At 36.2% G+C, this 13,127-nt stretch carries 16 protein-coding genes, 1 tRNA gene and 1 riboswitch; all 17 genes read left to right on the top strand.

Annotated features, from left to right (window positions below):
* The first annotated feature begins 26 nt into the window (after nt 1–26).
* The 17 genes from MKR94_RS05735 (at nt 27) to MKR94_RS05655 (ending at nt 12,880) form a co-directional block, all read left to right on the top strand.
* A tRNA-Phe gene (locus MKR94_RS05735) sits at nt 27–102 on the top strand.
* Between the two features lie 145 nt (nt 103–247).
* Nucleotides 248–319, top strand: a riboswitch (Fluoride riboswitch).
* Between the two features lie 174 nt (nt 320–493).
* The gene (crcB, locus tag MKR94_RS05730) at nt 494–871 is read left to right on the top strand and encodes a fluoride efflux transporter CrcB (RefSeq protein ID WP_241646048.1); all 378 of its coding nucleotides are present in this window, start codon (nt 494–496) and stop codon (nt 869–871) included.
* A gap of 67 nt (nt 872–938) precedes the next feature.
* On the top strand, nt 939–1,799 hold the full coding sequence (locus tag MKR94_RS05725; RefSeq protein WP_241646046.1) for a glucosamine kinase nucleotide-binding domain-containing protein: 861 nt from the start codon (nt 939–941) through the stop codon (nt 1,797–1,799).
* 421 nt (nt 1,800–2,220) lie between these two features.
* Complete coding sequence (locus MKR94_RS05720; protein WP_048913606.1) at nt 2,221–2,520, top strand: hypothetical protein; 300 nt, start codon at nt 2,221–2,223, stop codon at nt 2,518–2,520.
* Between the two features lie 177 nt (nt 2,521–2,697).
* Nucleotides 2,698–2,943, top strand: coding sequence for a hypothetical protein (locus tag MKR94_RS05715; protein ID WP_241646044.1), 246 nt, complete (start codon nt 2,698–2,700; stop codon nt 2,941–2,943).
* Nucleotides 2,944–2,999: 56 nt separating this feature from the next.
* Nucleotides 3,000–3,236, top strand: coding sequence for a hypothetical protein (locus MKR94_RS05710; protein WP_241611182.1), 237 nt, complete (start codon nt 3,000–3,002; stop codon nt 3,234–3,236).
* 16 nt (nt 3,237–3,252) lie between these two features.
* Nucleotides 3,253–3,546, top strand: coding sequence for a biofilm development regulator YmgB/AriR family protein (locus MKR94_RS05705; RefSeq protein ID WP_241646041.1), 294 nt, complete (start codon nt 3,253–3,255; stop codon nt 3,544–3,546).
* A gap of 497 nt (nt 3,547–4,043) precedes the next feature.
* Entirely contained in the window at nt 4,044–4,346 is a 303-nt protein-coding gene (locus MKR94_RS05700) for a cupin domain-containing protein (protein ID WP_241646039.1), read from the top strand.
* Nucleotides 4,347–4,348: 2 nt separating this feature from the next.
* A complete protein-coding gene (locus tag MKR94_RS05695) occupies nt 4,349–5,104 on the top strand; it encodes a glycosyltransferase family 2 protein (RefSeq protein ID WP_241646037.1) in 756 nt (251 codons plus the stop codon).
* Nucleotides 5,105–5,111: 7 nt separating this feature from the next.
* Entirely contained in the window at nt 5,112–6,851 is a 1,740-nt protein-coding gene (locus tag MKR94_RS05690) for a hypothetical protein (protein ID WP_241646035.1), read from the top strand.
* Nucleotides 6,852–6,854: 3 nt separating this feature from the next.
* Nucleotides 6,855–7,343, top strand: a complete 489-nt coding sequence (locus MKR94_RS05685; RefSeq protein WP_241646033.1) for a hypothetical protein — start codon at nt 6,855–6,857, stop codon at nt 7,341–7,343.
* Between the two features lie 6 nt (nt 7,344–7,349).
* A complete protein-coding gene (locus tag MKR94_RS05680) occupies nt 7,350–8,351 on the top strand; it encodes a WavE lipopolysaccharide synthesis family protein (RefSeq protein ID WP_241646032.1) in 1,002 nt (333 codons plus the stop codon).
* A 20-nt stretch (nt 8,352–8,371) separates the two neighbouring features.
* Nucleotides 8,372–9,010 (top strand): PI-PLC domain-containing protein, encoded by a 639-nt coding sequence (locus MKR94_RS05675; RefSeq protein WP_241646030.1) that lies wholly within the window; start codon nt 8,372–8,374, stop codon nt 9,008–9,010.
* Nucleotides 9,000–9,638 carry an HAD family hydrolase gene (locus tag MKR94_RS05670; protein ID WP_241646028.1) on the top strand — a complete coding sequence of 213 codons (639 nt, stop codon included), beginning with the start codon at nt 9,000–9,002 and terminating at the stop codon, nt 9,636–9,638. The genes MKR94_RS05675 and MKR94_RS05670 overlap by 11 nt, the downstream gene beginning before the upstream one ends.
* Complete coding sequence (locus MKR94_RS05665) at nt 9,632–10,354, top strand: glycosyltransferase family protein (protein ID WP_241646026.1); 723 nt, start codon at nt 9,632–9,634, stop codon at nt 10,352–10,354. Before MKR94_RS05670 ends, MKR94_RS05665 begins: the two co-directional genes overlap by 7 nt.
* Nucleotides 10,355–10,383: 29 nt before the next feature.
* Nucleotides 10,384–12,390 (top strand): autotransporter domain-containing protein, encoded by a 2,007-nt coding sequence (locus MKR94_RS05660; RefSeq protein WP_241646024.1) that lies wholly within the window; start codon nt 10,384–10,386, stop codon nt 12,388–12,390.
* A 46-nt stretch (nt 12,391–12,436) separates the two neighbouring features.
* Nucleotides 12,437–12,880, top strand: a complete 444-nt coding sequence (locus MKR94_RS05655; RefSeq protein ID WP_241646022.1) for an acyltransferase family protein — start codon at nt 12,437–12,439, stop codon at nt 12,878–12,880.
* Nucleotides 12,881–13,127 lie beyond the last annotated feature (247 nt).

Raw genomic sequence — 13,127 nt, 5'->3', positions numbered from 1 at the left:
GTGAATAGGGTTTAATTCGCCCCGTTGCCCGAATAGCTCAGTCGGTAGAGCAGGGGATTGAAAATCCCCGTGTCCTTGGTTCGATTCCGAGTTCGGGCACCACTCTTTCAAAGGCCTCGCAGAAATGCGGGGCTTTGTCATTTCTACAATGACCTAAGCACCAAATCCTCCTGATTTATCTCGCATTAATACTATTCAACTGAGCGATTCGTCACAGCTTGCAGAGGATGACCCTATCCAGTATGCTCCCTAATAAGGTGATGGTGCTCCACCTTTCCCAACCGCCAAGATTCTCTTGGATGATGACGCCTGATATATAACGTTACCCATGCTAATGGCTTATATGTCAGGACTCGTGATGAAAAAACTATGCCAGTAACCTTTTCCGTACAATATTTCCTTTATCCGAGTCTCCCACGTCGATTGGAGGACGGATTAACGCTCAATAGTCAAAAACTCCCTATCAACTCATGCTTTCTCTTTGGAGGATAAGATGTTCAAATCATTATTAGCCGTCATCATTGGAGGCTCATTAGGGTGTGTGATTCGTTGGTTGTTAACACTGAGGTTAAATAGCCTATTCCCTAATTTACCGCCAGGAACCTTACTGGTTAATTTGCTTGGTGGTTTTATTATCGGTGGAGCAACAGCCTATTTTCTACGTCAACCACAACTTGATCCTTACTGGAAAGTGCTTATTACAACCGGACTCTGTGGCGGAATGACCACATTCTCAACATTTTCGGTGGAGGTTTTTTCTCAGCTACAGATTGGAAACTATTTGTGGGCCATAGGGTCAATACTGGTGCATGTAATCGGCTCCTTATTGATGACCGCATTAGGATTCGCAGTGGTGACGGTTATCAGCTAATTCTCAACGAAGAGTCTTGGCACATAAATAATGGACATTCCTCGCGTCGAGGAAAAAGAGAGGGAAGATGTCAACGTATAGAATAGGTATAGATGGCGGCGGAACACATTGTCGCGGACGTTTAGTCGATAGTCAGGGTAGCCTGCTTGCCGAGTGTCGCGGTGGGACAGGAAACGTCTACAGTCATTTTGAGTCGGCATTAGTGGAGGTCGAGGCAGTGATCACTGAACTTTTTACCCTCGCAAACTTACCGCTAAGCCGATACGAAGAGAGTGCTTTAGTCGCTGGGCTGGCAGGTGCGAATGTACCAAGTGTTCTTCAACGGCTCGCGCAGTGGCATATTCCTGGTCTACGACACAAAATTCTTTCTGATGTAGAAACTGCCTGTATCGGCGCCCACCAAGGTCGACCCGGTACCATATTTATCTGTGGGACAGGCAGCCAAGGTGCTACTTGGGACGGTCACCGTTTTCAACTGATCGGGGGATGGGGGGTCATGTTATCCGATCTTGCCTCAGGGGCCGTACTCGGGCACAAAGCATTACGTTTGGCACTGCTGGCACATGAAAAGATCTTGGCCGAAAGCCCTTGTACGCATCATATCATGAGCACATTTCAACATAATGCAGAGAGAATGCTGTTATGGACTCAACATGCCCAACCCAAAGATTGGGCGCAGTATGCTAAGTGTATTTTTGATTACGCATTACAACATGATCCTCATGCATTGGATCTCGTTAAAACCTGCGCCGCTGAGGCTGAAATAATGATCAACGCGCTTATGCAAGACTCACAGCATGACATTGCATTATTTGGGGGCATGGCTAAACCTTTAACTCCTTGGCTCTCTACAAATTTGCGTAAGAGGTTGGTTGAGCCCAAAGGTGATGCGTTAGACGGTGCTCTCCAGCTCGCCAAGCAGCTTTAAAGATAGGAAAGATCTTAATTAATTCTTACCCTTTACGGATAAGAGGTTAAAGTTAAGTAAGAGGGAAGAAAATAAAGCGAAAATATTAGGATTTAAAATCTTATAAATCATAGAGTTATTATTTATCCGCTAATCTCTACAAGCGAAGGTACTCATGTACACGAAGAAAATTGATAAATTTTATGGAAAAATTTGAATATGAATTCCTATAAATTCCGATATTTATCATGGTGTTAATGTGGATATCTTTACATTGTTACTTATAAACTCCTATACTTAGCTTAATTTCGACCTAAGGGTACGAGTATTGCGTCTTCACTAAACGCTCAGGTAGGCCTTAGAACTAGAATTAATGCATTGTTGGGCTATACTCAGAGATGTAGTAAGTTGTTATGTCATACTCCAATGTAAGGAGGTTTATTTGTATATTTCTGATGAAGTAAAGCGTAATGAATTGATTGGTGAAGTTACCATCCGCCTTATCTTCAACAGGGAAGAAGTCACCACGGATAATTTAGTTAGCGAACTTAAAGCAATGGCCGAAAGCGAAACTGATGAAGTCCGTTTGCTACTGATGCATGAAGTAAGACGCTGGTTACTGGGTTACCTAGGTTTAGGCTGCCTCACCCCAGAGCGTGCCGGATGGCTGGATAAATTAGAATCCGCATCGCTCCGTTCGCCGGCCGATTTACGACTCGTGGTTTCTCGCGATGAGGATTAACCGTAACTAGTAGGGCTTGTACCTCCATAGCAAGCCCTCGTCCCCCTTCACCTCCCTCTTAATATGTAAAGAATCCTTTAATACAGCAATTTATTTAATCTTATCTGTACAAGTGCGTGTAATTTGTTTATTTTGTAGGGAATAGTTAGCGGCCTATGAATAGACAAGGAGCTAGAAATGCGTCAGCAAAACCATGAATTTTCTCTTGCCAAGCAAAATAACTCTTTTTCAATGATTGAAAATTTATCTGATGATCAACTGATGGGGAGACTCATCGTCGAGTTACTCGAATCGGGTAAAAGCCTTAATCGCAAAAGTATCTGTGCCAAACTCATGAACTGTATTGAGCTTGCAGAGAGTGATGAGGAGATCAAACGTTATCAAGATTTGATGTTAATGGTACTTGAAAGAGAATTGAACTAATGGTCAACGAGTGCGGCTTTACTCAAAAATGTGTGGATGACATCATAGGAGAAGCCGTGATCGCACTGTTAAAGTCGGGTGGTCCAATAACGACCTCATCCCTACTGACTCAATTGACCGATATGGCAGAGATATCCGTCAATCAGCAAAGAACTGAGGCGTGTTTACAAGGCATCGTCGAGATTAAACAAAGCATCTCTAAAAATTACCAAGAACGAAGCCAATTTCTCCGTAATCAAAGCTCTTTGTTCGAAAGCAGCAATACACTTCACCGCTATGACACTAAACATTGATTTCTTTCTAGGAGATATGCCTCCTAAGTCATTCAACACGCTCACAGACAGTGCTGACTACCGTCTGATGGGGCACGCAACCTTGGCGGTAGATTTTATCTCAACCATCGACAATCGCTTCGAAAAAGAAAAAAAAATTCTTGGAAGAACTGTGAAAACATTATTGATGGAGACGGGTACTATCAGTAATAAGGCAATTATCATAAGCTTAGTAAAACAACTCGAATTATCCCATGATATCGACAAATCACTTCTCTTACGTAGTGCACTCGAAATCATTGTCGGTATAACACCCGATGATATTTTCTAAATAACTCCCTCCTTCCGTTAATATTTCAATAATATATTTCTTAGATGTTAGAAGCTGAAAGGTTATTTCATTAAATAGATAATGAAAATTAATAATTAAGCCTATAAAATATTATTGTAAAAAGTAATCTATTATATTTTATATTAAAAATAAACTTTTAATGTCGTAGTTTATTATAACTACGATCTTTTGATGTTGAATAATTCATCTAACAGCTATATTCGCATAGTGAATATAATGTTTTATAGAGTAAAATATCGCTATAATAAATTACAGATAGTTCAAGTATTGTGAAATGCGTTTTACAGCGTATAAAAATCGATATACTATGTCGCTCAAATCGAATACCTAGCCATATATAGACCTTTTTATGAAATAAATATGGTTGTTTAAATATAATTAGACAAAATATTTATTTGTCAGTAATTAAAAAGTTCTGAATAGTCGGTCATATTAATAAATGGGTGGTTAGATTGATAATAAATAGATTAGATACTATGTATAAAGGTTGGTTCGTTGGAAACTTTCTTCCTTCAGTATGTTTAACACAAGATTTTGAAATAGCTGTAAAGCATTATCATGTCGGTGATTATGAAAAACCTCACACTCATAAAATAGCTACCGAAATCACAGTGATAATAGAAGGAGAGGCTGAAATGAAGAAAGAAAAATATAAGAAAGGTGATATCGTTACAATATTTCCTGGTGAAGAGACAGATTTCTATGCACTGACCAACGTGACCACAGTGGTTGTTAAATATCCTAGTGTTAAAGATGATAAATATCTAAGTGAAGAATAATCATGATAAACATTGTAATTCCGATGGCTGGAAAAGGGAGTCGTTTTAAAAATGCGGGTTATCTCGACCCCAAACCCATGATCACTATCAATAATAAAAAAATGATCGAGTTGGTAGTTAATAACATTAAACCTGATCGAGAGCATAGATTCATATTCATTTGTCAATCGAAGCACTTGCAAGAGACTACGCTGTATACGGTACTCAAAAACCTAAGTCAAAGCTGTATTATTTTAGAAGTTGACAAAGTTACAGGTGGAGCAGCCGAAACCGTTCTGAAATCACAAGAATACATCAATAATCAATCTCAGTTGATGATTGCTAATTGCGATCAATGGATCGATATTGATATCAATGATTATTTAAATGTATTAGATAGTAATCAACTCGACGGGATGATCATGACCATGACAGCCAATGATGATAAATGGTCATATTTAAGATTAAATGACAAAGAAAGAGTAGTCGAAATAAGAGAGAAAGAAGTCATTTCATCCGAGGCCTCAGTAGGGATATATAATTTTGCACGAGGACAAGATTTTTGTGTCGCAGCAGAAAAAATGATAGCGGAGAATAATCATTCTATGGGCGAATTCTATGTCGCACCTGTATATAACTATCTTATTAATCGGAACGCAGCGGTAATCGGGCATTATAATATAGGCGAAGAATTTAAAGGTATGTTTGGGCTAGGTATTCCTAATGACCTCGAAAAATTTAAGTCTTCTGATGTTTTAGTCAAAGCAACTAACTTTTGATAACGCCATGGATATAATACATTGTAAAAATGATAAGAATTTATCGCTTAAAAAAACATTCAGGACACTAGATAATAAATATTATGACGATCTAGGGCTAGATAATACTACTTTAATCACCTTTGCGAAAATTAACTCATCAAACAAAACTAAGAGTATTGTAATAAACGGTACCAAACGATTAGGTAATATATCTGGAGAAGATATATTCCTTCATAATATACAATGTGACTCACCATTTTTTGCCCAAATTTTTTGGGACATCACACATCAATTGAACTTGGATCGTCATCTCTATATCGAAGAAGATCTAAAGGTTGAGTCATTTTTACAAAAGGAATATTATCGTAATAGCTTTGAACTAATAGAAGTTATCGATAATAAGATTTATAAGTATAAAAAAACAGCTCCCTTGTTAATTGAAAAAGATAAGGATCTTGATTATTGGAGTTTTTGTTTACCCGTTGGAAGTGATGATCCTATCTTTCTAAATCGTTGTGTAGAAAGGATTCTGGATTTGGATATCCCACATAAAGAAATTATTTTGTGTGGAAAACCACATGTTGATTTTAAGTATTTTCAACACGTTGCAGTTATTGATGACGAGGGCGACGGAAAATCGAATCATTTAACTAAAAAGAAAAATCTATTAGTCAAAAGCGCTAATTATGAGAATGTATGTATTTTACACGATCGTGTGTTATTACCTCTCAACTTCTTTAGTGCAGTGAGTGAATTCGGAGATTATTATCCGTTAACAGCTTTCCAATCATTTTATTTTCAAGATAGATATAATTTCCTACCTAGAAAATACTCAGACTTCAACACTATAGCTCAAGATCTAACGCAAGAAATTGATATTAATAGTGTCGATAGAAAAGACACAAAACTAATTAGTAAATTATTTTACTGTTACCAACATCCCGCGAGATCGAGCTTTGGTCATGATTACCTGACCGGGAGTTTATATTTAACTAAGAGAAGCCTTTGGTTAAAGTATCCACAAAATGAAAATTTATTTTGGAATGACTATGAAGATATAGAGTATGGGATAAGAATGAGTAGTTATGGCATTCCCTCCCGGATTAATCCACATGCTATTACTCAAAGCATGAACTCTCGATCAGTTATTCACTATTATGGTTATGTAGCCACAAAGAACCTGAAAGGCCGCATCACGATGTCCCGCTGCGTGCTGGAACGCCTTCCATTTATAAAAAGAAAGCCACTCTTTCGAATATCAAAGGAAGAGGCTCGGCAGCGTATCTATACTTTTTCGAGGAAGTATGGTGCAAGTAAACAAACGTTATTATTGGTATCGTGCTCAAGTATGACAGGTTTGTCCAGATTTCTTATCATCAAGAAAGTAATTGGAGACATTACAGTTAAACTGGATAATATTGATTCTTTTATAAAAGATTTTTCTTTCTATATTTTATGTGAGTCGATGGCTCCAAATGAATATGACGATATCATAAGAATTATGTTTTCTTCTGCTAGCCCTAAAGTTAAGAAAAAAACTTTAGTAATGAGCTTTATTTTAAATAATCAGCTATTTCATTCTTTCACATCCTCGCCATTTTATAAGCAAAACGATGACTGGTTTATCGAAAGAGGATTTTTGAGTTGGTTAGGTAATGTTATTTCAGCTATAAACCTTAAATATTTTATACCTGGAGTCTATTTTCCTCAAAGTCTTAAGAAAGTATATCGTTGTTTAAAAGACACTACACTTTGGAAAACATAATTGATGAAGCTAGAGATAAAAGGTATTACAGAAGAAGAGTATGGTTTATGGTGTAATAGTAGTGAGTATAATAAAAAAATAGATGTAACTCAGAGTGATAATTCCATCATCACCAAGTTAGGATTTAACTTAGAAGAGGTAAAGAGTTTTAATTTAGATTTAACGCATGATAACTATATCATCTTTGTGAAGGTACATAATGACAAGACGTACGATATTTATAGAGAGCATTTGATCACTTTAATAAAAATGATGATTCTCACTAGAAAAGAGTACTCCACCTGTATATATATAGTTTCAGATAAAAATCAAGACTACAAAAATGAGCTGAACAATTTTTTCAATCTTAATACACATTATGAAAAGAGTCAGAGATACGGTGAGTTAGTGGCGATTACAAAATGTTTTTCTATGCGTTTTATAGGTTTTACCATAACTAACTTCATAATAAGTCTGGTTAATACTTTACAATTGATGATAAAAAAGAAGTAATGTCTTATGTACCAGTTATCATTTGTATTTCAAGGGAAAGTAGATTTCGATAATGAATGTAGCGAAATAGTAAAAAACATTCAACGTGTCAGAGTTCTCTATCCACTATCAGAGATAATACTTTCTACATGGTTGCTAGGCTCAGAGAGGGAAAGTCGCCTCATAGAAAAGCTAAAATACTTAAATGTTAACATTATATTTAGTGTGGATCCTGGACCTCTGTTCTATAAAGAGGGTGGCTATCAATGGGCTTTAAATATAAATAGGATGATTCACTCTACGAAAAAAGGAGTGGAAGCCTCGACAAGAGAATATGTTGTAAAATTAAGAACTGATAGCTATTTTATCAATAGAAATCTTAAGAAAATATTTCTGCATAAAAAAATTATAGATAAGCGTTTTGACAGAGAGGAAAAGTATTCTTTGTTCTCTGAAAGGATTATTAACTGTAACCTTTTTGCCCGGCACAGCCGCTCATACCGCCCTTTTAACTTCCACCCGGGTGATATCATGATGCTTGGTAAAAAAGAAGATGTGTTGAATTTTTTTAGTTCACCTGATGCAGATGAAAGTCTATTTGAAATTATATTTAATAAAACTATATTTAGTTTAATGCGCTTGGTTCCTGAGCAATACTTATGGGTTAACTATATAAGAAGTAGGATACATGATTTCAATTACCCTAGTAATAATGCTAGGGGAATGGCGATAACTTCTTCGTCTGAGCGATATTACATTAATAATTTTATACCTTTCAGCAGTGAGCAGCTGGGTTTTGTATGGCCTAAGTATAGTGATAAATATAATAATAAGGGTAGAGATTCTATTTATCATTTCTCTGATTGGGTAAAAATTAATAATCAATTTTATAATAACAAAAAAAAAGTATACGGCTACAGATTTTTCTCTAAAGTCGTGTGCCTTAAAATTATCTATTTCTTTTTGTATCTTCCATTAAGGTGGGGGGTGATTAGGCGAATCATTATGCATTTGAAAAGTAGGGAATAATTATTAATGGAGTTTTATAAATGATATCCATATCACATAGAGGATATTGGCTTAATCCTACCGAAAAAAACTCAATGATTGCTTTCAAAAGATCATTCTCTCAGGGTTACGGAACAGAAACCGATATAAGGGATTACTGCGGGGAGTTAGTGATAAGCCATGATCTACCCTCTAATAATGCTATGAGATTTGAGGATTTTTTGGAATTATTCGTCAGTTATGATCATAGTCTTCCGTTAGCCCTAAATATAAAATCTGATGGTTTAGCTAAACATATAAAAGAATTCTTAAAATTTTATAAGGTTGATAACTATTTTTGTTTCGATATGTCTATTCCGGATACGCTCCAATATTTAGATGAGAATATGAACATATTTATGCGCCGTAGCGAATATGAAATTGATAATCAACTTTATTCTTATGCTAAAGGTATTTGGTTAGATAGTTTTAGCGTTAACTCTTTAGATAATCAAGAGGTAATAAAATATTTAGAGTTGGGTAAAAAAGTCTGCATAGTTTCTCCTGAACTGCATCGTAGAGATGAGAATGAAATGTGGGAAGGAATAAAGTCGCTATCAAAAGAATACTTTAGTTCCGAACAATTAATGCTCTGTACTGATAAAATTGAAAAAGTGATTGATTATTTCTATGAAAAATAAAATAAAAGCTGTTATTTTTGATATGGACGGTGTGTTGATAGATGCTCGAGAGTGGCATTATCATGCATTAAATCGTGCGTTGCAATTATTTGGCATGCCTATCGATTATGAACAACACCTCCGAAGGTTTGATGGTTTACCCACTAAAGAAAAACTATTGACCTTACATAAAGAACAAAATCTTCCATTGAAGTTATTCAAATTCATCGATCAACTAAAGCAGAAGTATACACTTGAAATAGTGGAAACCAGTTGTCATCCGCAGTTCCAACACGAATACTTGCTCTCACGTTTGTCACAAGACGGTTACAAACTAGCAGTAGCCTCTAATTCGATTAAGAAGACTATTGAAGTAATGCTCTCCAAAGCGAATATTCTCGATTATTTCGATTTTTATCTTTCAAACCAGGATGTAGTGAAGGGTAAACCGTCCCCCGATATTTACGTTAAAGCTATCTCTAGGTTGGAATTATTACCTTCAGAATGTTTAATCGTTGAAGATAATGACAATGGAATCAAAGCGGCTGTAGCCAGTGGTGCTCATGTGTTAACTGTAAGAAACATTGAAGAAGTCAATTATACTAATATCATATCAAAAATATCTTCTTTGGAAGGGACTCTATGCTGAAGATAATTACCCCTATGATGGGGAAAGAACTTTATCGAAATACGCCCGATAACTTTTTCCCGAAAGTGTTAAATGAAATAGAAGGTAAGACTATTTTTGAATACTCTCAGGAATACCAAAAAAAAATCGATGATGAGTTTATTAATGTTTATGTTAGACCAAGTTTTGCCAATAAGCAGTACCAAATAGATAACATCATAAAAAGAGTGGTGGGTGAAAATGCTAGCTTTATCAATGTCACTGACATGACTGCCGGTGCTCTTTGTACTTGTTTGCTGGCTGCCGAACATTGGCAGGATGATGACGAATTAATTATATCCTCAGCGGATCAATATTTGGATATAGATTGCCAAGCGATACTTAATTCATATAGGCAATGTGATGTGTCTGTGGGGTTAATTAGTTTTCCATCAGTTCATCCAAAATGGTCTTACGTTAAAAGAGATAGTTCTGATTCGATTGTTGAGGTGGTCGAGAAAAATACGGTCAGTAATGAAGCTTTAGCAAGTTTCTTTTATTTTAAACAAGCGGATCTATTTTTTAGGTTAGCAACATCAGCCATCATAAAATCAAGGTCGAAAGATAATGTATTTTATTTATCAGCTTGCATTAACGAAGCACTTCTAGAAGGAGTCAAGGTTTCCTCATATAAAATAGAAAATAACAAGTATTTTAATTTTTACGATTTCGATGCTGTAAAAAGATTTAACCAATAATTAATATTATTATTTAATAAGGATGTTAAATGAAAAAATCATTTTTCCCACTGATTTTTTTATCTCTATTCACTTCTCCGACTATCGCTTTTGATAGTGTTATCAGCTTTGGAGATAGTCTAAGTGATGGTGGGGCAATGGACTTTTTTGGTTCAAAAACTAGATATATTTCTGGCCACGATACACTTCTCTACAATGAGATACTCTCTTTAAATTTCACTAATAAAAATTTAGTCGTCAGCACAGAAGGGGGGAGCAACTACTCACAATCAGGTGCTACAGCAAGTAACACACCTCTTCTTATTTACAAAACAGAAAAGCAAGTTGAAAGCTATCTTAGTAAAAATGATGGTAAGGCGAATAAAGAGGGTTTGTATATCTTTTGGGCGGGTGCCAATGATATTACTACCGATGTAGAGATGAGTTTACTCAAATTCAATTTCAAAAACCTCTTCAACGATGGTGTTAACTATCAGCTTTCTGATGCGCCACAAGCTGTTGCCAGACAGGTTGGAACACTTTTGGAAAAAGGCGCTGGTCTCGTTGTCGTACCCAATCTCCCCAATGCTGGACTCAGTCCATGGACCGCTACGTCATTATTTGGATTTTCACAAATACTGTTGGGGGGCAACATCTTGGACCTTCCTAGATTATATAGGATCCAAGATACCGCATTACGTCAGCAGGGGAATGTCTACGGCGAGGAGCAACGCCAAGAAGCCATTATCACCTCATTATCTAATGTTCTTAATAATTATGGCTTGCAGTTACCTCATAACCTTATCGCAAACGTTTATCGTACTCTACTTTCTATGGAGAATCGCTTAACTCAACAATTCAATCATGATCTTGAAACAAGCCTTTCAATGTTAAAGGGGAATATCGCTTACGTTGATAGTTATGGTCTTTTCCAAGAAATGATCGATAATCCGTTAAATTATGGCTTCGATAATATTTTGGTACCAGTATGCCAGATTGGAGTAGGCGCACCGTTCTGTGATGAGTCAGAATCGTCATGGCATGATGACCAAACCTATCTTTTTTCAGATTGGTTTCATCCAAGTCCTGAAGCGCATAAGATTATCGCGCAATATATCACTTCCTTAATTAATGCTCCTTTAGTTGTCACTAAACTTGCTGAACCTGTACAAAACTTGATGTTTGGGCAAAACAGTTTTCTTATGTCACAACTCTCATTTTATCGTCAAAATAGGCTGACGGCACGTCCCTACCAAATTTTTGGGGGGGGTCAAGGGCAACGAGTTGCTCACAACTCCTCATCAAAGCAACCTGAAGGACGCAGTAATTTAGGCGTCATCATTAAAGCCAATGACGCGGTTGCGATAGGTGGTGCTTTTAGTCTCGGCAGTACTAAGCACCTTGAACTAAGCCCAGCTCTACAAACTGATTATACTCATAAAACGCTGTCACTTTTCGGGCAATTAGTACTCGGCAAAACTTGGTTAACCACCCAGGTTAGTGTAGGTGATATCAAATTTGATGATATCACTCGTACTGTTCCGCTTGGTAAAGCATTAAGGAAAGAACGGGCGACTACGAAAGGGAACCATCTAAGTGGTTCAATCAATGCTGGGTATGACTTCACCTTTGGCGAGCAGCTGATTTATGGCCCCCATATTTCGGTACTTTATAGAAAGGGAAAAGTAAATGGTTTTGTTGAACAGTCTACAACGAGCAGTTCGATGAAATTTAGCCGCCATCGTTTTTCAGATACTTATCTTTCTACAGGTTGGCATTTTTCTTCGAGGAATAAACGTATAAATCCTTTTTTCGAAATTAACTACATACACCCTCTTTATAAACAAGAAAGTTCTATCAGCGGTAGTTTAAAAAATACAGATACTAGCTTCAATGCTTTAGAAAAAAATAAAGATAGTTCCAAACTCAATATTAAACTCGGTACGGCATTCAATATTAATAATAGATCTCAAGCTTTCATTACTGCTGACTTTCCTAAAGTCAAGAATGAAGTATCTGATATTTATTACTCTGCAGGCTTGAATTTTACTTTCTGATTGAATTCTAATAGAGGGGTTCCCCTCTATTAGAAATGAGGTGAATATGTCAATTCATAAAAGAAGTAATATAATAGCCATCGAAGTCTTACGTGGAATTGCTGTAATCACTGTAGTACTCTACCATTATAGTTGGTTTATTCATCCGTTAGAGTCTACATTTTTACGCAAAGGCTATATAGGTGTTGATATTTTTTTCATCATCAGTGGTTTTTTAGCATGTCATACAACTGCGGGAAGTACTTCATCACTGTCTAATTCTGCAAAGTATCTGTGTAATAGAATTATCCGGATTTGGCCTGCTTATTGTATCGTCACAATACTCTATGTTTTTACAAAATATATAGTTAACTCTACGTATCCAGATCGTTGGGCTTTGATCAAGAGTCTAGCTTTTTTACCCCAATCCAAAATGGGAAGTCCTTCATATGGTGCTCCCATTTTGGATGTTGGCTGGACACTAAACTATGAGTTTTTTTTTACCTTATAGTAAGCATTAGTATTCTAATTGATAAAAAAAGACAGATAGCAATTATTTCCTCATTAGTTGTTATCTTTATTGTTAAGTTTATTTTAATGTTCTTTGGTGAGCAGATCAGTCAAGGGATAATGGCGTGGTTTAATTTGGCTACAAATCCTATTATCTTGGAGTTTGTCTCAGGTTATTTGATTGCTTATTATTTTAAAATAATAGTTTATTTGGTTGATAGGGTGAGGTATTCGGTATTTATATTAAC

Source organism: Rosenbergiella metrosideri (assembly GCF_022602565.1).
GTDB lineage: Bacteria > Pseudomonadota > Gammaproteobacteria > Enterobacterales > Enterobacteriaceae > Rosenbergiella > Rosenbergiella metrosideri.
Note: the sequence above shows the minus strand (reverse complement) of the source record. Positions and strands in the feature narration are given on the sequence as shown.

What these genes read in the sequence shown, in the direction of transcription:
- crcB (WP_241646048.1), top strand. Translation starts at nt 494, where the DNA reads ATGTTCAAATCATTATTAGCCGTCATCATTGGAGGCTCATTAGGGTGT.
- MKR94_RS05725 (WP_241646046.1), top strand. Translation starts at nt 939, where the DNA reads ATGTCAACGTATAGAATAGGTATAGATGGCGGCGGAACACATTGTCGC.
- MKR94_RS05715 (WP_241646044.1), top strand. Translation starts at nt 2,698, where the DNA reads ATGCGTCAGCAAAACCATGAATTTTCTCTTGCCAAGCAAAATAACTCT.
- MKR94_RS05705 (WP_241646041.1), top strand. Translation starts at nt 3,253, where the DNA reads ATGCCTCCTAAGTCATTCAACACGCTCACAGACAGTGCTGACTACCGT.
- MKR94_RS05700 (WP_241646039.1), top strand. Translation starts at nt 4,044, where the DNA reads ATGTATAAAGGTTGGTTCGTTGGAAACTTTCTTCCTTCAGTATGTTTA.
- MKR94_RS05695 (WP_241646037.1), top strand. Translation starts at nt 4,349, where the DNA reads ATGATAAACATTGTAATTCCGATGGCTGGAAAAGGGAGTCGTTTTAAA.
- MKR94_RS05690 (WP_241646035.1), top strand. Translation starts at nt 5,112, where the DNA reads ATGGATATAATACATTGTAAAAATGATAAGAATTTATCGCTTAAAAAA.
- MKR94_RS05685 (WP_241646033.1), top strand. Translation starts at nt 6,855, where the DNA reads ATGAAGCTAGAGATAAAAGGTATTACAGAAGAAGAGTATGGTTTATGG.
- MKR94_RS05680 (WP_241646032.1), top strand. Translation starts at nt 7,350, where the DNA reads ATGTACCAGTTATCATTTGTATTTCAAGGGAAAGTAGATTTCGATAAT.
- MKR94_RS05675 (WP_241646030.1), top strand. Translation starts at nt 8,372, where the DNA reads ATGATATCCATATCACATAGAGGATATTGGCTTAATCCTACCGAAAAA.
- MKR94_RS05670 (WP_241646028.1), top strand. Translation starts at nt 9,000, where the DNA reads ATGAAAAATAAAATAAAAGCTGTTATTTTTGATATGGACGGTGTGTTG.
- MKR94_RS05665 (WP_241646026.1), top strand. Translation starts at nt 9,632, where the DNA reads ATGCTGAAGATAATTACCCCTATGATGGGGAAAGAACTTTATCGAAAT.
- MKR94_RS05660 (WP_241646024.1), top strand. Translation starts at nt 10,384, where the DNA reads ATGAAAAAATCATTTTTCCCACTGATTTTTTTATCTCTATTCACTTCT.
- MKR94_RS05655 (WP_241646022.1), top strand. Translation starts at nt 12,437, where the DNA reads ATGTCAATTCATAAAAGAAGTAATATAATAGCCATCGAAGTCTTACGT.